The organism is Kitasatospora sp. NPDC001603 (assembly GCF_040298365.1).
GTDB lineage: Bacteria > Actinomycetota > Actinomycetes > Streptomycetales > Streptomycetaceae > Kitasatospora.
The window spans coordinates 93,506-111,691 of record NZ_JBEPAA010000009.1 but is presented as its reverse complement, the minus strand read 5'-3'; the positions used below and the strand labels follow the sequence as shown (position 1 = coordinate 111,691).

Below are 18,186 nucleotides of genomic sequence, written 5' to 3'. Positions count from 1 at the left end.
CCCCGTCGGGAGCGCGCGACGCCGCTCCGTAGACTGTGCTCGTGAGCGACAAGGCCGACCCGAACCCGTACACCCTCCGCCCCGCCGACGACGGCTCCGGCGACGCCCTGCGCGACGTCGAGGTGGAACTCTCCAAGCGCTGGCCGGAGAACAAGCTGGAGCCCTCGCTCGACCGGATCGAGGCGCTGATGGACATCCTGGGCCAGCCCCAGCGGTCCTTCCCCTCGATCCACATCACCGGCACCAACGGCAAGACCTCCACCGCGCGGATGGTCGAGCAGCTGCTCAACACCTTCGAGCTGCGCACCGGCCGCTACACCAGCCCGCACGTGGAGTCCGTCACCGAGCGGATCACCCTGGACGGCGCCCCGATCACCCCCGAGCGGTTCGTCGAGGTCTACCGGGACATCGAGCCCTACGTCCGGATGGTCGACGAGCGCGAGCCGGTCGCGATGTCCTTCTTCGAGGTGCTGACCGGCATGGCCTACGCGGCCTTCGCCGACGCCCCGGTGGACGTCGGCGTGATCGAGGTCGGCATGGGCGGCTCCTGGGACGCCACCAACGTGATCGACGCCGCCGTCGCGGTGATCGCCCCGATCTCGCTGGACCACACCGACAAGCTGGGCGAGACCACCGGCGAGATCGCGGTCGAGAAGTCCGGGATCATCAAGCCGGGCTCCATCGCGGTCGTCGCCCAGCAGCAGCTGGACGCCGCCCAGAACATCCTGCGGCGCGCCGTCGAGGTGGACGCGACGGTGGCCCGCGAGGGCATGGAGTTCGGGGTGATCCGCCGTGAGGTCGCCATCGGCGGCCAGCTGGTGACGCTGCGCGGGCTCGGCGGCGAGGAGTACACGGACGTCTTCCTCCCGCTGCACGGCGCCCACCAGGCGCAGAACGCGGCGCTCGCGCTCGCGGCGGTCGAGGCCTTCTTCGGCGTCGGCGGCGCGCGCGGCGGGCAGCTGGACGCGGACAAGGTGCGGCAGGCGTTCTCCGGCGTCGCCTCGCCGGGCCGCCTGGAGGTCGTCCGCCGCAGCCCGACCATCGTCCTGGACGCCGCGCACAACCCGGACGGCGCGCACGCCACGGTGGCCGCGATCGGCGAGTCCTTCGGCTTCACCCGGCTCGTCGGCGTGATCGGCACCAGCGGCGACAAGGACGTGGCCGGCCTGCTGGAGGCCTTCGAGCCGATCCTGGCCGAGGTGGTCATCACCCAGAACTCCACCCACCGCGCGATGGACGCGGACGCGCTGGCCGCGCTCGCCGTCGAGGTCTTCGGGGAGGACCGCGTCCAGGTCGAGCCCCGGCTCGACGACGCCATCGCCGCCGCTGTCACCCTCGCCGAGGAGGACGGGGACCTCGGCGGCGCCGGGGTGCTGGTCACCGGTTCGGTCATCACGGTGGGCGAGGCCCGCCTGCTGCTCGGGAGGAAGTGACGATGAGGACGCTCTGTTCCTCGACACTGATCGGCGAGGCGCTGCTGGCGCTCTTCGCCGGGCTGGTGGCCATGCAGCTGTCCGACGTGCCGACCGCCACCGTCTGGACCGTGACGGGCATCGCGATGGCGCTGTGCGTGCTGCTCTGCGGCATGATCACCCGCCCCGGCGCGGTCGCGATCGGCTGGGTGCTCCAGCTCGGCCTGATCGCCAGCGGCTTCATCCTGCCGACCATGTTCGGCCTGGGCGTGGTCTTCGCCGGACTCTGGTGGTGCTCGGTGCACTACGGCCGGAAGATCGACGAGTTCAAGGCCGCCCGCGCGGCCGGCGCGGTCCCGGCGGCATAGGGCCCGGGCTCGCCCGAGGCCCGCTGCTCACGCAAGGTAACCTCTGCGGTAGTCGCACTCCGCACCGCGAACCGGGTGCGCGCCGAACCGAATTCCCAGGAGACGCACCGTGTCCCAGCGCACTCTCGTCCTGCTCAAGCCCGACGCCGTCAAGCGCGGCCTGGCCGGCGAGATCATCAGCCGCATCGAGCGCAAGGCCGGCTGGCGGCTCGCCGCCGTCGAGCTGCGGACCTTCGACCGGGCGACGCTGGAGCAGCACTACGCGGAGCACGTCGGCCGCCCGTTCTACGAGCCGCTGCTGGAGTTCATGACCTCCGGTCCGTCGATCGCGCTGATCGTCGAGGGCGAGGAGGTCGTCCCCGGCATCCGGATGCTGGCCGGTGCGACCAACCCGCTGGAGGCCGGTGCCGGCACCATCCGCGGCGACTACGCGACGATCACCCGGGAGAACCTGATCCACGCCTCCGACTCCACGGAGTCCGCCGAGCGCGAGATCAAGATCTTCTTCCCGACGCACGCCTGAGCACCACCCAGGACCTTCGGGTGCCCCGGTCGGGACCATTGGCCCGGCCGGGGCATTCTTATCGTGAAATAGGGAACTGGGGACGCCGACACGGCGTCCCAATGCTCGGAGAAGCGATCACGCTCCGGACAATGGACGGTATGCCCCACGTCGACGTCCGTACTGGCGGGCGTGACTACGATGGACGCGACTCATGGGCCCGGTACGGCTGGTCAGCTCGTCTTCGCCCAAGCCGTGGGCGCGCTCCCTCGTCCACCCCCCGCAATGACTCCGAGCCCGGGAAGGCACCTACACCCCATGGCAACCAACCTGTCGTTCATCGGCCGCGATCTGGCGATCGACCTCGGAACCGCCAACACGCTGGTGTACGTCAGGGGCAAGGGGATCGTGCTCAACGAGCCGTCCGTGGTCGCGGTCAACACCAACACCGGCGGCATCCTGGCGGTCGGCGCCGAGGCCAAGAAGATGATCGGCCGCACGCCCGGCAACATCGTCGCCATCCGCCCGCTCAAGGACGGCGTGATCGCCGACTTCGAGATCACCGAGCGGATGCTCCGCTACTTCATCCTCAAGATCCACCGCCGCCGCTACCTGGCCCGCCCCCGCGTCGTGGTCTGCGTTCCCTCGGGCATCACCGGGGTCGAGCGCCGCGCCGTGATCGAGGCCTCCTCGCAGGCCGGCGCGCGCCAGGTGCACATCATCGAGGAACCGATGGCCGCCGCGATCGGCGCCGGCCTGCCGGTCCACGAGGCCACCGGCAACATGGTGGTCGACATCGGCGGCGGCACCACCGAGGTGGCCGTGATCTCGCTCGGCGGCATCGTCACCGCGCAGTCGATCCGGGTGGCCGGCGACGAGCTGGACAACGCGATCGTCCAGCACATCAAGAAGGAGTACTCGCTCCTCCTGGGCGAGCGCAGCGCCGAGCAGATCAAGATGAGCATCGGCTCCGCCTTCGCGCTGGAGGGCGAGAAGGACGAGCACGCCGAGATCCGCGGCCGCGACCTGGTCAGCGGCCTGCCCAAGACCGTCGTCATCTCGGCGGCCGAGGTCCGCGAGGCCATCGACGAGCCGGTCAACTCGATCATCGACGCGGTCAAGACCACCCTCGACCAGTGCCCGCCCGAGCTCGCCGGCGACGTCATGGACCGCGGCATCGTGCTCACCGGCGGCGGCGCCCTGCTGCGCGGCCTGGACGAGCGGCTGCGCCGCGAGACCGGCATGCCGATCCACATCGCCGAGAACCCGCTGGACTCCGTGGCGCTCGGCTCCGGCAAGTGCGTCGAGGAGTTCGAGGCCCTCCAGCAGGTACTCGACGCCCAGCCGCGCCGTTAGCAGAAGCGTCAGACCTTGTAGTCAACTGAACGGCCCCCGCCCGGGCCCACAGCCCGGGTGGGCGGCCAGGTACGAAGGGGCAGTACCAGCACCGTGAGGGACACACGAGAGAGCCGGCTACTGCTCATCCTGCTGGTGGCCGTCGCCTTCGCGCTGATCACCGTGGACATCAAGGGCGGTGAGGGTTCGCCGCTCGGCGGCGCCCGGCGCGCCGCGGCAGGCGTCCTCGGCCCGGTCGAGCGCGGCGCCGCCACGGTGGTCGACCCGGTGGCCGACACCGTCCGCGCCTTCCGCGACGCCACCGGCCACAGCGGCCGCACCGACCAGCTGGCCCGCGAGAACACCGAGCTGCGCCAGAAGCTGGCCTCCTCCGACATGGCCGGCGGACGCACCAAGCAACTCGACGACCTGCTGCGCACCGCCGGCTCCGGCGGGTACACCGTCAAGGCCGCCCAGGTGATCGCGATCGGGCCGGCGCAGGGCTTCTCCTGGACCATCACCATCGACGCCGGCGGTGACGACGGCCTCACCCGGGACATGACGGTGATCAACGGCCAGGGCCTGGTCGGCCGGATCACCACCGTCGCCCCGACCACCTCCACCGTCCTGCTCGCCTCCGACCCGGGCTTCAGCGCCGGGGCCCGGCTGGAGGGCAGCGGGGAGATCGGCTTCGCCTCCGGCGGCGGCACCAGCGCGATGAAGGTCTCCCTGCTCAACGGCAAGGCCCAGGTGAAGGAGGGCGACCGGCTGGTCACCTTCGGCTCGCAGAGCGGCCGCCCGTTCGTGCCCGGAGTCCCGGTCGGCAAGGTGGTCCAGGTCGAGGCGACCCCGGGCCAGCTGACCAAGACGATCCTGGTCGAGCCCTTCGTCCAGTTCACCCGGCTCGACCTGGTCGGCGTGGTGGTCGTGCCGCCGCGCACCGACCCGCGCGACGCCGTCCTGCCGCCGGCCCCGGCCGCCCAGGGCCAGGCGGCGGCACCGGCCCCGGCCGCGCCCGCCGTCCCGGCCGCCGCCGTCCCGCCCGCCAAGACCACTGGGGGGAACTGAACCATGCGCCTCGCCCGCGTCCCCGTCACCGCCGTCCTCGTCCTGCTCGGCCTGATCCTTCAGGTCAGCGTCTTCGGCAGGCTCCAACTCCCGGGCGCCACACCGGACATACTGCTCCTCGTGGTGGTCGGCCTGGCGATGGTCTACGGGCCGACCGGCGGCTGCCTGGTGGGCTTCGCCGCCGGCCTGCTGGCCGACCTCGCGCCGCCGTCCGACCACGCGATCGGCCGCTACGCGCTGGTGCTCTGCCTGATGGGCTACGCCGCCGGACTGCTGCGCCCCGACCACGGCCGGCAGCGCTCGGTCTCCAGCGCGCTGCTGGTGGTGGCCGCCGCGGCGGTCGCCTCCACCCTGCTGTACGCGATGGTCGGCGCCCTGGTCGGCGACACCGCCGCCCGCCACGTCGGCCTCGGCAGCCTGGTGCTCACCGCCCTGCTGTACGACCTGCTGCTGGCGCCGTTCGTCGTCCCGGCGGTGATGCTGATCGGCCGCCGCTTCGGGCGCGACCCGGTGGCCGCCGCGGCCGGTGACGACGAGGGCGGCCCCGGGCTGGGCACGCTCGCCCGCTACCGGACGACCCGTGAGACCTCGTCCGGGCCGGGCTACAAGAAGCGGCGCTCGCTCGGCTTCGCCAAGCGGCCGTAGCCCCCGGCCCCCGCCCATGAATCCCGGAACCCCGCACTCTGGAGCGCACGAGACGTGAGCAACATCCCCGAGACCGGCCGTACCCGGCGGGTGACGATCCGTCTGGTGGTACTGCAGATCCTGGTGCTGTCGCTGCTCGCCACCCTCGGTGGCCGGCTCTGGTACCTGCAGATCCGCAACGCCAGCGTCTACACCGCCAAGGCGACCGGCAACCACATCCGCGAGGTCGTCGAACCCGCCGTGCGCGGCGAGATCCTCGACGCCTCGGGCCGCATCCTGGCCGGCAACGAGACCCGGCTGGTGGTCTCGGTCAGCCGCACCTCGCTGCTCCAGCAGAAGGACGGCGGCAAGGCGGTGCTGGGCCGGCTCGCCGAGGTGCTCGGCATGCCGGCCAAGGACGTCCAGGAGAAGGTCCGGCTCTGCGACGCCAAGACGCCGCAGCCGTGCTGGAACGGCTCGCCGTACCAGCCGATCCCGGTCACCAAGGAGGCGACCACCCAGCAGGCGCTGCAGATGATGGAGCGCCGCGAGGACTTCCCCGGGGTGACCGCGCAGCCCACCGCCGTGCGCCACTACACCGGCGTCGAGGGCGCCAACATGGCCCAGGTGCTCGGCTACCTCTCGCCGGTGACGGACGAGGAGGTCAGCAAGACCGCCGACAAGACCGGCCTGGACCGCTACCTCCCGGCCGACCAGATCGGCCGCGCCGGCCTGGAGTCGGTGTACGACCGCGACCTGCGCGGGACGGCCGGGATCACCAAGCTGGAGGTGGACAACCTCGGCCGGGTGATCGGCAACGCCGGCATCGTCGAGCCGCAGACCGGCAACAACCTGGTGACCAGCATCGACGCCCGGGTGCAGAAGGTCGTCGAGGACAACCTGGCGCAGGCGATGAACGACGCCAGGAAGACCTTCGACAAGGTGACCAACCGCAACTACGAGGCCGACTCCGGCGCCGCGGTCGTCATGGACGTGCACACCGGGCGGATCGTGGCGATGGCCAGCGCGCCGACGTACGACCCCAACCTCTGGCAGGGTGGTATCTCCGGCAAGGACTACCAGGCGCTGACCAGCAAGGACTCCAACTTCCCGCTGCTGAACCGGGCCATACAGGGTCAGTCCGCGCCCGGCTCGACCTTCAAGGTCATCTCCACCACCGCCGCCGTGCAGGCCGGCTACTCGCTGGACGGGACGTACCCGTGCCCGAAGAGCATGACCATCGGCGGCCGTGAGTTCAAGAACTTCGAGAGCGAGAGCTTCGGCTCGATCACGCTGGAGAAGGCGCTCGAAGTCTCCTGCGACACCGTCTTCTACGGGCTGGCCTACGACCAGTGGATGAAGGACGGCGGCATCAAGCCGAAGAAGGAGACCGCCGACTGGTTCTTCAAGACCGCCCACCAGTTCGGCCTCGGCGCCAAGACCGGCATCGACCTGCCCAGCGAGGTCACCGGCCGGGTGCCGGACCGGCAGTGGAAGCAGTCCTTCTACGACAACAACAAGGACGCCTGGTGCCGGCAGGCGGAGAAGGGCGGCAACACCTTCTCCGACCAGATCGCCCGGGAGAACTGCGTCGACGGCTACCAGATGCGCGCCGGTGACTCGGTCAACTTCGCGATCGGCCAGGGCGACACCCTCGTCACCCCGATCCAGATGGCCCGGATCTACTCGGCGCTCGCCAACGGCGGCACCTTCTACCGGCCGACCGTCGCCAAGGCGGTGATAAGCCCGGGCGGGGAGCTCGTCCGCGAGATCGCCCCGCACGAGGACGCCAAGTTCCCCGGCGACCAGAAGCTGCTGAGCTACATCGACCAGGCCACCGCGGGCGTCGTCACCAGCGGTACCGCCGCCTGGAAGTTCACCGGCGCCGGCTGGCCGCAGGGCAAGATCGAGCTGCACGCCAAGACCGGCACCGCCGAGGTCGAGGGCAAGCAGACCACCTCGTGGCTGACCACCTACAGCGGCGACTACGCGGTCGTGATGACGATAAGCCAGGGCGGCACCGGCTCCGGCGGCTCCGGCGACGCGATCCGACGGATCTACCAGTCGCTCTACGGCGTCGACGACAAGGGCAACATCGACAACGGCAAGGCGCTGCTGCCCAAGCCGCAGGCCGAGCTGCCGAAGTTCAACGCGGACGGCACCGCCATCATCAAGCCGGCCGGCTTCACCGCCGCCGCCGGGGACCCGGGCGTGACCGGCGGCTCGCCGCGGGTCTTCCTGGACCCGGCACCGCCGGCCGGCCCGCCGATCGCGCTCGCCGCGGTGGACGCCGCCGCCGTCGAGCCCAACCGGAGCACCGGAAGGAGCCGGACATGACCTCCTACGGCTCGTACCGCCAGCTGCGGCTCGCCCCGCAGCGCAGCGGGGTCTCGAAGGCCCTCGCCAAGGACTCCCCGCTCTGGCGGATCGACTGGATACTGCTGCTGGCCGCGATGGTGCTGTCGCTGGGCAGCTCCCTGCTGGTCTGGTCCGCCACCCGGGGGCGGGACTCGCTCACCCACGGCGATCCGCAGTACTTCCTGTTCCGGCACCTCACCAACGTGGTGATCGGGCTGGTGCTGTGCGCGGTGGTGATAGGGATAGGGAGCCGGCGGTTCCGCACGGTGGTGCCGTTCCTGTACGTCGCGGTGATCCTGCTGCTGGTGGCCACGCTGAGCCCGCTCGGCTCGACCATCAACGGCCAGCACTCCTGGATCCAGCTCGGCGGCGGCTTCTCCGTCCAGCCGGCCGAGTTCGCCAAGCTGGCGATCGTGCTGGCGATGGCCGTGGTGCTGTCCGACCAGGTGGACGCGGGGGAGCGGGAGTTCCCCTCGCACCGGGCGGTCTTCCGCGGACTGGTCTGGGCCACCGTGCCGATGGCGATCGTGATGCTGATGCCGGACGCCGGGTCGGTGATGGTCATGGCGGTCATCGTGCTGGGCATCCTGCTCGCCTCCGGCGCGGCCAACCGCTGGGTGTTCGGGCTGATCCTGGCCGGCGTCGGCGGCTGCGTGGCGATCTGGAAGCTCGGGGTGCTGAGCAAGTACCAGATCGACCGCTTCGCGGCCTTCGCCAACCCGGCGCTGGACCCGTCCGGAGTGGGCTACAACACCGCCCAGGCCCGGATCGCGATCGGCTCGGGCGGGCTCACCGGCAAGGGCCTGTTCCACGGGACGCAGACCACCGGGCAGTTCGTGCCGGAGCAGCAGACCGACTTCGTCTTCACGGTGGCCGGCGAGGAGCTGGGCTTCCTCGGGGCGATGGCCATCATCGTGCTGCTCGGCGTGGTGCTCTGGCGGGCCTGCCGGATCGCCCGGCACGCCACCGACCTGTACGGCACCATCGTGGCCGCCGGCGTGGTCGCCTGGTTCGCCTTCCAGGGCTTCGAGAACATAGGGATGTGCCTGGGCATCATGCCGGTGGCCGGCATCCCGCTGCCGTTCGTCTCCTACGGAGGGTCGTCGATGTTCTCGACCTGGGTGGCGATCGGACTGCTGCAGGCGGTGCAGAGCCAGCGGCCGATAGCGGCCTGAGCGCACGGACGCACCGGCGGGGCCGGTCCGGGGTCACCCCCGGACCGGCCCCGCCGCCGTGCGGGCGGCCCGCCGCTACCGGCCCTGGCCGCGCAGGCAGGCGGCCGCGGCGAGCACCGCGCGGGTCTGGTGGGCGGTCTGGACCTCCACCGGCACCCAGCGGGCGCCGAAGCGGTGGCGCAACTGGTCCAGGCTCTCGGTGACGATCCCCAGCGCCCGCTCGCGGGCGGCGTCCACGGCCGGACCCCCGGTGTCCGCCAGCAGGCGCAGCAGCACCGAGGCCACCCGCAGCGGGATCCGCGCGGCGGCGAGCCCGGCGGTGGTCACCCGGGAGACGGTGAGCGGCTGGGCGCACCACTGCTCCAGCCACTCGTCGGCGACCGGCGAGCAGACCGCCAGCGTGAACTCCACGGCGCGCACCATCGGGCCGTAGGCCCGGCGGGCGTGCGGCGGGACGTGCACGAGCAGGCCGGACAGCTCCTCGGCGCGGTCCCGCAGCACCCGGGCGGCGGTCCCGACCGCCTGCCGGACGGCCGGGTGCCGGCGGCCGTCCCCCACCGCGTCGACGGCCCACATCGGCACCTCCAGGACGGCCGTCACCCCGCCGTGGCGGCCGGCGTACGACCAGGTGGACAGCTCGGGCTCGTCCGGGAGCGCCCGGGACAGGCCGGAGCCGCCGGGCGCGGGCATCAGGTACGTCCCGGGGGCGGGGCTGGCCCAGCCGACCGCGTCGTACGAGTCGACGTCCAGCGGGACGGCGCCGCGCGCCGCCGAGCGGCCGAAGCGCTCGGACAGGCCCGGGACGGGCCCGGTGAGCTGCACGAAGGCGCCGCCGAAGTCCACGCCGTGCAGGGAGCACTGCAGGAACGGCCGCAGCTCGTCGATCAGACCGGTCAGCGCCAGGCTCTCCGGCATCGGCGCGCGGTCGGCGCCGGCGGGCGGCAGCAGCTCGGGCTGCTCCTCGAAGGAGGGCCGGAAGAAGTGCTCGTAGTGGCGGCGCATGGTGAGCGGTCCGTCCAGCCAGCCGGCGTTGAACGCGGCGCCGTCCGGGTCCAGGCAGGGCAGGATGTGCCAGGAGACGCCCGGCCGGGGCGGGTGGTCCAGCAACCGCTCCGCCAGCCGCAGGGCGCTGCTGACGCCGACCGGCTCGTTGGGGTGCGGGCCGCCGACCACCAGGACGGCGTCCGGGCCCTCGTCCACGGAGAGCAGCAGCAGCGGGTGCCCGGCCCGGGAGCGGCCCACCTCCCGCAGCCGGCAGCGGCCAGGGTGGCGGCGGGCGAGCCGGCCGGCCGCCGCCTCGGCGCGGGCCACCGTGAGGTAGCGGTCCGCCTGCTCGGGCGCGGGGTGGCACTGGGGCACCCGCCGGCCGGTGTCGGTCATGTCAGGAGGCCGGTGTCGGTGCCGTCGTGCATGGTCAACTTCCTTGTCCCGATGGCGTGCAGGGCCTCCCGGCGGAGCCCTGCCAGTACCGCATGGGCCGTCCGGGGCTGTCAACAGCCGATTCGACCCCCGCTCGGGGGCCGGCCGGGGCCCGCGGCCGGCCGGAGCGTCCCGGGATTCGGCTACCCTTGAGGGTCACCCCTCCCAGCCGTCGCGCACCACCCCACCGGGTCCGATGCCAGCGACACCATTCAACGTCGTAAGGGTTCCTAGTACATGACTGTCGAATCGGTCTTCCCACGCCTGGAGGCCCTCCTCCCGCACGTCCAGAAGCCGATCCAGTACGTCGGCGGCGAGCTCAACTCGACCGTCAAGGACTGGGACGCCTGCGACGTCCGCTGGGCGCTGATGTACCCCGACGCCTACGAGGTCGGCCTGCCCAACCAGGGCGTCATGATCCTCTACGAGGTGCTCAACGAGCGCGAGGGCGTGCTCGCCGAGCGCACCTACAGCGTCTGGCCGGACCTCGAAGCGCTCATGCGCGAGCACGACGTCCCGCAGTTCACCGTGGACGCGCACCGGCCGGTCAAGGCCTTCGACGTGTTCGGGCTCTCGTTCTCCACCGAGCTCGGCTACACCAACATGCTGACCGCGCTCGACCTGGCCGGGATCCCGCTGGAGGCCCGCGACCGGACGGTGGACGACCCGATCGTGCTGGCCGGCGGCCACGCCGCGTTCAACCCCGAGCCGATCGCCGACTTCATCGACTGCGCGGTGGTGGGCGACGGCGAGCAGGCCGTCCTGGACATCACCGAGCTGGTCCGCGGCTGGAAGGCCGAGGGCCGCCCGGGCGGGCGCGACGAGCTGCTGCTGCGCCTGGCGCGCACCGGCGGCGTGTACGTCCCCCGGTTCTACGACGTGGAGTACCTGGCCGACGGCCGGATCGCCCGCGTGGTGCCGAACGCGCCGGGCGTGCCGTGGCGGGTCTCCAAGCACACCGTGATGGACCTCGACGAGTGGCCCTATCCCAAGCAGCCGCTCGTCCCGCTCGCCGAGACGGTGCACGAGCGGATGTCCGTCGAGATCTTCCGCGGCTGCACCCGCGGCTGCCGCTTCTGCCAGGCCGGCATGATCACGCGCCCCGTGCGGGAGCGAAGCATCACCGGCATCGGCGAGATGGTGGAGCGCGGGCTGAAGGCCACCGGCTTCGAGGAGGTCGGCCTGCTGTCGCTGTCCAGCGCCGACCACACCGAGATCGGTGACATCGCCAAGGGCCTGGCCGACCGCTACACCGAGGACAAGATCGGTCTGTCGCTGCCGTCCACCCGGGTCGACGCCTTCAACATCGACCTCGCCAACGAGCTCAGCCGCAACGGCCGCCGCTCGGGCCTCACCTTCGCCCCCGAGGGCGGCAGTGAGCGCATGCGCAAGGTGATCAACAAGATGGTGTCGGAGGAGGACCTGATCCGCACCGTCTCGACCGCGTACGGCAACGGCTGGCGCCAGGTGAAGCTGTACTTCATGTGCGGCCTGCCCACCGAGACCGACGAGGACGTCCTCCAGATCGGTGAGATGGCGAAGAACGTCATCCAGAAGGGGCGCGAGGTCACCGGCCAGAACGACATCCGCTGCACCGTCTCGATCGGCGGGTTCGTGCCCAAGCCGCACACCCCGTTCCAGTGGGCCCCGCAGCTGTCCGCCGAGGACACCGACGCCCGGCTGGCCAAGCTGCGCGACTCGATCCGCGGCGACCGCAAGTACGGCAAGAACATCGGCTACCGCTACCACGACGGCAAGCCCGGCATCGTCGAGGGCCTGCTCTCCCGGGGTGACCGCCGGATCGGCGCCGTCATCCGGGCGGTCTACGAGGACGGCGGCCGTTTCGACGGCTGGCGCGAGCACTTCTCCTACGACCGCTGGATGGCCTCGGCCGAGAAGGGCCTGGCCGGCACCGGCGTCGACGTCGACTGGTACACCACCCGCGAGCGCACCTACGAGGAGGTGCTGCCCTGGGACCACCTGGACAGCGGCCTCGACAAGGACTGGCTCTGGGAGGACTGGCAGGACGCCCTCGAAGAGGTCGAGGTCGACGACTGCCGCTGGACCCCGTGCTTCGACTGCGGTGTCTGTCCTCAGATGGACACGGCCATCCAGATCGGCCCGACGGGCAAGAAGCTCCTGCCGCTGACGGTCGTCAAGTAGGGCGGCGCACGCCATCGCGGGACCCCGGCCGGGCGCTCCGGCCGGGGTTTCGCGCATCCGGGCTGACCAGGGGCGGAGCGAAGGTGGCGCGCGGGCGCGTACCCTTTGGGTGACAGAGTCCGGAGAGTGGCGCGATCGTGTCACGCCGGACGGGGACATCTGACTAAGGACTGAGCGACTCTGGCACGCCGTACGCCCGACGGTCCGCCTCCCGCGCCGACGGTGCAGCGGATCCGTCTCCGCTACACCAAGCGCGGCCGGCTCCGCTTCACCAGCCACCGCGACTTCCAGCGCGCCTTCGAGCGCGCCCTGCGCCGGTCGGCCGTGCCGATGGCCTACTCGGCCGGCTTCACACCGCACCCGAAGGTGTCCTACGCCAACGCGGCCCCCACCGGGGTGGCCAGCGAGGCGGAGTACCTGGAGATCGGCCTGGCGGCCCACCGCGACCCCGAGGAGCTGCGCGCGCAGCTGGACGAGTCGCTGCCGAAGGGCCTCGACATCATCGACGCGGTCGAAGTCCGGACGCCGAACTTCGTCGAGCGTCTGGAAGCCTCCGAATGGCAGGTCCGGCTGGATGGTGTCACCGGGCCGGAGGCGTCCCGCGCGGCCGCCGCCTTCCTCGCCGAGGAGCGGGTCGAGGTCGAACGCCGCACCAAGAACGGCGTGCGCGTCTTCGACGCGCGCGGCGCGGTCGCGGCGCTGGAAATCCTCTCGCCGCAGGTCGACGACGGTGCGGACACGGAGGGCGAAGGGGCCCGCGATGTTCGGACCGGCCGTGCCTGTGCGATACTGCGCCTGGTAGTACGACACGCCACACCAGCCGTACGACCCGACGACGTATTGTCCGGTCTCCGTGCGACGGCTGACCTGGCGCCGCCGGTCCCCGCAGAGGTGACCAGGCTGGCGCAGGGGCCGCTCGACGAGGAGACCGGCACGGTGACCGACCCGCTGGCGCTCGACCGCGCCGCGGCCCCGGCCGGCCCTGTGGCCGCCGACGAGCCGCGCGCAACCGCGTCCGCCTAGCGGGCGGAGGCCTGGTCCAGTGCCTCACTGGACCCGTTGGTCCTCCAGGCCCCCGCGGCTCCCCAGGGGAGCGAGCGTCGTCGAAGCACAGGCCGGCCTCTTGTGGCCCGCCGACCCGGATGGTCGGTGGGCCCGAGGTCCCCGTCCGGGAGCCACCCGGGGTTGGGGAACGGCGCAGCTTGGGAAAACCTCAGAAGACTGGGCAGACCAGAAGACTTTCGACACCCCGCCGCGTGCGGGGCGCCGAGCGAGACTACGAGCCCCTGTGCGGCCTCGCGTCCGCACGGCGGCACCAGGAAAGGCTCCGGCCCGAGCATCCTCGTGATGCCGGCCGGCCACCGGTGCCCTGCCGTGCCCGGATACGGAGCCCGGGGGCCTGACGGGAGATCCACCCGCATGCTCGATAACACCGATCCGCAGCAGAACGCGGCGCCGGAACCGAACGAGAACACCGCCGCCACCGGCGACGGCACGACCGGCGCACCGCCGCGCCGCCGCCGCCGTGCGGTGTCCCGCCCCGCGGGCGCCCCGCAGGGCGCGGCCGCCGACGGCGCCGAGACGGTCATCGCGGCCGAGGCGCCCGCCGCCGAGGCCCCCGCCGTGGAGGCGCCGGCGGCCGAGCCGGCCGCCGAGAAGCCGGTTCGGGCCCGCCGGACCCGCAAGCGGGCCGAGGCGCCGGTGAGCGCGCCCGCCGCGGCCGACGCACCCGTCGAGACCCCGGTCGAGGCCGCACCCGCCGAGGCGCCCGCCGCCGAGGCCGCGCCGGTCGAGGAGGCCCCCGCGGCCCCCGCCCGCCGCCCCCGTCGCCGCCGCGTGGCCGAGGCCGCGCCGGTCGTCGAGGCGGCCCCGGTCGAGGAGCCCGCCGCGGAGGAGGAGCCCGCCGAGGAGGCCGAGGCCGTCGCGCCCGCCGCCGAGCCGGAGCCCGCCCCGGCCCCCGCGCCGGTCGCCGAGGCCGAGCCGACCCACCGGGTGCGCCGCCGTGCGGTCCGCCCGTCCACCGCGATCTTCCAGGCCCCCGTCTTCCAGGAGCCGGCCCCCTACACCGCGCCGTCGGCCCCGGCCGCCGCCGCCCCCGCCGCGGCCGCCCCGGCCGAGACCCCGGCTCCGGCCGAGGCCCCCGCCGTGAAGAGCACGGAGGAGGACGAGTACGAGTACAGCGGCGTCGGCCGCCGTCGCCGTACCCGCACCCAGGTGCGGGTGCAGACCCCGAACCGCCGCAAGTCGGCCGCCGCCGCCGCTCCGGTGGCGCCCGCCGCCCCCGTGGTCGAGGCCCCGGTCGCGCCGCCCGCCCCGGTCGCGGCCCCGGCCGCCGTCGAGGCGCCCGCCGCCGGTCCCGAGGCCGAGGACGAGTGGGAGGACGGTCGTCCGTCCCGCCGTCGCCGCCGGGGCGGCCGCCGCCGCCGTCGTGGCGAGGCCGAGGACTTCGAGGCCGAGACGGCCGAGACCGAGCAGCCCGTCCAGGAGCCGGCCGCCGAGGCCGAGGACGAGGACGGCGAGGACGACGACGACCTGTCGGCCGGCCTGGCCTCGACCCGTCGTCGCCGTCGTCGCCGCCGTCGCAGTGGTGAGGCCGGTGCCGGCGAGGCCGCCGAGACCACCGAGGACGGCGTCCGCACGGTGGTGAAGGTGCGCGAGCCGCGCCGCCGCTCCACCGAGCCGTCGTTCGACCCGGACGAGGTGCAGTCCATCAAGGGCTCCACCCGTCTGGAGGCCAAGAAGCAGCGCCGCCGTGAGGGCCGCGAGCTGGGCCGCCGCCGGGTGCCGATCATCACCGAGGCCGAGTTCCTGGCCCGTCGCGAGTCGGTCGAGCGCGTCATGGTGGTGCGCCAGAACGGCCAGCGCACCCAGATCGGCGTCCTCGAGGACGGCGTGCTGGTCGAGCACTACGTCAACAAGGAGCAGGCCACCTCGTACGTCGGCAACGTCTACCTGGGCAAGGTCCAGAACGTGCTGCCGTCGATGGAGGCCGCCTTCGTCGACATCGGCAAGGGCCGCAACGCGGTGCTGTACGCCGGTGAGGTGAACTTCGGCTCGCTGGGCGGCCACGGTGGCCCGCGCCGGATCGAGTCGGTGCTGAAGTCCGGCCAGTCCGTCCTGGTGCAGGTCTCCAAGGACCCGATCGGCCACAAGGGCGCCCGCCTGACCAGCCAGATCTCGCTGCCCGGCCGCTACCTGGTCTACGTGCCCGAGGGCTCGATGACCGGCATCTCGCGCAAGCTGCCCGAGAACGAGCGGGCCCGTCTGAAGCAGATCCTCAAGAAGATCGTCCCGGACGACGCGGGCGTCATCGTGCGCACCGCCGCCGAGGGCGCCTCCGAGGACGAGCTGACCCGTGACGTCCAGCGCCTCCAGCAGCAGTGGGAGGAGATCCAGAAGAAGGCCGCGACCGGCAACGCCCCCGCGCTGCTCTACGGTGAGCCGGACATGACCGTCCGGGTCGTCCGCGACATCTTCAACGAGGACTTCACCAAGGTCATCGTCTCCGGCACCGAGGCGTGGAACACCATCCACGACTACGTCTCCAACGTGGCCCCCGACCTGGCCGAGCGCCTGCAGCGGTGGACCTCCGAGGTCGACGTGTTCGCGACCTACCGGATCGACGAGCAGCTGATGAAGGCGCTGGACCGCAAGGTCTGGCTGCCCAGCGGCGGTTCGCTGGTGATCGACCGCACCGAGGCGATGGTCGTCATCGACGTCAACACCGGCAAGTTCGTCGGTCAGGGCGGCAACCTCGAAGAGACCGTCACCCGCAACAACATCGAGGCGGCCGAGGAGATCGTGCGCCAGCTGCGGCTGCGCGACCTCGGCGGCATCATCGTGATCGACTTCATCGACATGGTGCTGGAGTCCAACCGGGACCTGGTGCTGCGCCGTCTGCTGGAGTGCCTGGGCCGGGACCGGACCAAGCACCAGGTGGCCGAGGTGACCTCGCTGGGCCTGGTCCAGATGACCCGCAAGCGGGTCGGCCAGGGCCTGCTGGAGTCCTTCTCCGAGCCGTGCGTCCACTGCAACGGGCGCGGCGTGATCGTCCACATGGAGCAGCCGAGCAGCCACGTCCACACCGGTGGCGGCCACGCCGTCGCGGCGGGCGAGCCGGCCTCGGGCGGCGGCAAGCGCCGGCGCCGGGGCAAGGGCGGCGGCGCCCAGGACGAGGCGCAGACCGTGGTCGAGGCCGACATCGAGGCTCCGGAGCACGAGGAGGTCGAGGGGCAGCTCGCGATCGACGTGCCGGTGGCCGAGGTCGAGGTCGAGGCCGAGGCCGTCGTCGAGCCGGTGGCCCAGCCGGTGACCGAGCCGGTGGCCGTCGAGGAGCCGGCCCAGCCGAGCCTGGTCGAGATCCCCGCCGCCACGGCGGCGCCGGCCGGCCGCACCCGCCGCCGGGCGGTGCGCAAGGCGACGGCTCCGGCCGGGGCGCCCGCCGAGGCCGAGATCGTGGTGCTGCAGGCCCGTGCCGACGCGGCGCTGCAGGCGGCCTTCGCGGCCGTCGAGACGCCCGCCGAGGCCCCGGCCGAGCCGGTGGCGGAGGCCGTCGAGGCACCCGTCGAGGCGCCGGCCGCGGCCGAGCCGGTCGCGACGGAGCCCGAGGCGGCCGCGGAGACCGGTACGCCGGAGCCCGCCGCCGAGGCCGCCCCGGCCGAGGAGCCCGCCGAGGAGGCGCCGGCGCCGAAGAAGCGGGCCGCCCGCAAGACCACCGCGAAGAAGACGGCCGCCAAGAAGACCACCACCACGGCGGCCGCCGCGAAGAAGACCACCGCCCGCAAGACCGCCACCAAGCGGACGAGCGCGGCGGCCAAGAAGGCCGCGGCCGCCGAGGGTGATTCGGCAGCCGAGTAGTGCGTCGGTCCGGGGCGGGCTCGCGCCCGCCCCGGACCGGGACGGCCCGGTTTGCCCCCGAGGGGGCCGGTCCGTATTCTTGACCCTCGGCGTGTCTACGCCGTCGCTCCCGAACACATCACCTTCCGGGCCCCTCGTCAGAGGAGTCGGGGAGAGGCCCCTGTGTCCGTACCCAGGTGGCTGGCATCTGGAGCTCCGACCGAGTTAGGAAAGTGGGTACCGCATGTACGCGATCGTTCGCGCAGGCGGCCGCCAGCACAAGGTCGCCGTCGGCGACGTGCTGGAGATCGACCGTATCGAGGCCAAGCCGGGTGACTCGGTGGAGCTCTCCACCATCCTGGTCGTCGATGGTGAAGCTGTCACCTCCGACCCGTGGGTGCTGGCCGGCGTGAAGGCTCACGCCGAGGTGGTCGACCAGACCAAGGGCGACAAGATCGTCATCCTGCGCTACAAGAACAAGACCGGTTACCGTCGCCGCCAGGGTCACCGCCAGCAGCACACTGCTGTGCGGATCACGAGCATCGACTCCGTCAGCAAGTAAGGGGATAGCGAGATGGCACACAAGAAGGGCGCAAGCTCTACCCGGAACGGCCGTGACTCGAACGCCCAGCGCCTCGGCGTGAAGCGCTTCGGCGGCCAGGTCGTCTCCGCCGGCGAGATCATCGTCCGCCAGCGCGGCACCCACTTCCACCCGGGCGCCAACGTCGGCCGTGGTGGCGACGACACCCTGTTCGCGCTGTCCGCCGGTGCGGTGCAGTTCGGCACCCGTCGCGGCCGCAAGGTCGTCAACATCGTGGCCGTCGAGGCCTGAGTCCGACAAGACTCACAATGAAGGGTGGGCCGGAATGATCCGGTCCACCCTTCATGCTTGAGAAGCAGGCAACACTTTCTTCGCACTGGAGGCA

At 72.4% G+C, this 18,186-nt stretch carries 14 protein-coding genes; 13 read left to right on the top strand and 1 reads right to left on the bottom strand.

Going from position 1 to position 18,186, the window contains the following annotated elements:
• Nucleotides 1-41 precede the first annotated feature (41 nt).
• The 8 genes from folC to rodA all read left to right on the top strand — a co-directional run bounded on the left by folC (nt 42) and on the right by rodA (nt 8,842).
• The gene (gene folC, locus ABT263_RS09055; protein ID WP_352289170.1) at nt 42-1,433 is read left to right on the top strand and encodes a bifunctional tetrahydrofolate synthase/dihydrofolate synthase; all 1,392 of its coding nucleotides are present in this window, start codon (nt 42-44) and stop codon (nt 1,431-1,433) included.
• Between the two features lie 2 nt (nt 1,434-1,435).
• Nucleotides 1,436-1,780 (top strand): DUF4233 domain-containing protein, encoded by a 345-nt coding sequence (locus ABT263_RS09050; protein ID WP_329487632.1) that lies wholly within the window; start codon nt 1,436-1,438, stop codon nt 1,778-1,780.
• A 109-nt stretch (nt 1,781-1,889) separates the two neighbouring features.
• The gene (ndk, locus tag ABT263_RS09045; protein WP_329487631.1) at nt 1,890-2,303 is read left to right on the top strand and encodes a nucleoside-diphosphate kinase; all 414 of its coding nucleotides are present in this window, start codon (nt 1,890-1,892) and stop codon (nt 2,301-2,303) included.
• A 309-nt stretch (nt 2,304-2,612) separates the two neighbouring features.
• Entirely contained in the window at nt 2,613-3,638 is a 1,026-nt protein-coding gene (locus tag ABT263_RS09040; RefSeq protein WP_305067939.1) for a rod shape-determining protein, read from the top strand.
• 93 nt (nt 3,639-3,731) lie between these two features.
• A complete protein-coding gene (gene mreC / locus ABT263_RS09035) occupies nt 3,732-4,685 on the top strand; it encodes a rod shape-determining protein MreC (RefSeq protein ID WP_352289167.1) in 954 nt (317 codons plus the stop codon).
• 3 nt (nt 4,686-4,688) lie between these two features.
• Nucleotides 4,689-5,330: a rod shape-determining protein MreD gene (gene mreD, locus ABT263_RS09030; protein WP_329487629.1), complete on the top strand. Its 642-nt coding sequence runs from the start codon at nt 4,689-4,691 to the stop codon at nt 5,328-5,330.
• Between the two features lie 54 nt (nt 5,331-5,384).
• A complete protein-coding gene (mrdA, locus tag ABT263_RS09025; RefSeq protein WP_329487628.1) occupies nt 5,385-7,646 on the top strand; it encodes a penicillin-binding protein 2 in 2,262 nt (753 codons plus the stop codon).
• A complete protein-coding gene (gene rodA, locus ABT263_RS09020; protein WP_352289164.1) occupies nt 7,643-8,842 on the top strand; it encodes a rod shape-determining protein RodA in 1,200 nt (399 codons plus the stop codon). Before mrdA ends, rodA begins: the two co-directional genes overlap by 4 nt.
• Before the next feature lie 75 nt (nt 8,843-8,917).
• On the opposite strand, the gene ABT263_RS09015 is transcribed toward rodA, so the two are convergent.
• The gene (locus ABT263_RS09015; RefSeq protein WP_352289161.1) at nt 8,918-10,222 is read right to left on the bottom strand and encodes a M14 family zinc carboxypeptidase; all 1,305 of its coding nucleotides are present in this window, start codon (nt 10,220-10,222) and stop codon (nt 8,918-8,920) included.
• Nucleotides 10,223-10,498: 276 nt separating this feature from the next.
• Here ABT263_RS09015 and ABT263_RS09010 point away from each other — a divergent pair, with 276 nt between their 5' ends.
• From ABT263_RS09010 to rpmA, 5 genes are all read left to right on the top strand, one after another.
• The gene (locus ABT263_RS09010) at nt 10,499-12,424 is read left to right on the top strand and encodes a TIGR03960 family B12-binding radical SAM protein (RefSeq protein WP_329487625.1); all 1,926 of its coding nucleotides are present in this window, start codon (nt 10,499-10,501) and stop codon (nt 12,422-12,424) included.
• A gap of 222 nt (nt 12,425-12,646) precedes the next feature.
• Complete coding sequence (locus ABT263_RS09005; RefSeq protein WP_329487624.1) at nt 12,647-13,447, top strand: TIGR03936 family radical SAM-associated protein; 801 nt, start codon at nt 12,647-12,649, stop codon at nt 13,445-13,447.
• Nucleotides 13,448-13,843: 396 nt separating this feature from the next.
• Nucleotides 13,844-17,281, top strand: coding sequence for an Rne/Rng family ribonuclease (locus ABT263_RS09000; protein ID WP_352289158.1), 3,438 nt, complete (start codon nt 13,844-13,846; stop codon nt 17,279-17,281).
• A gap of 223 nt (nt 17,282-17,504) precedes the next feature.
• Nucleotides 17,505-17,822 carry a 50S ribosomal protein L21 gene (rplU, locus tag ABT263_RS08995; protein ID WP_030397424.1) on the top strand — a complete coding sequence of 106 codons (318 nt, stop codon included), beginning with the start codon at nt 17,505-17,507 and terminating at the stop codon, nt 17,820-17,822.
• Between the two features lie 12 nt (nt 17,823-17,834).
• Nucleotides 17,835-18,092, top strand: coding sequence for a 50S ribosomal protein L27 (gene rpmA / locus ABT263_RS08990; RefSeq protein WP_329487622.1), 258 nt, complete (start codon nt 17,835-17,837; stop codon nt 18,090-18,092).
• The last annotated feature ends 94 nt before the right edge of the window (nt 18,093-18,186 follow it).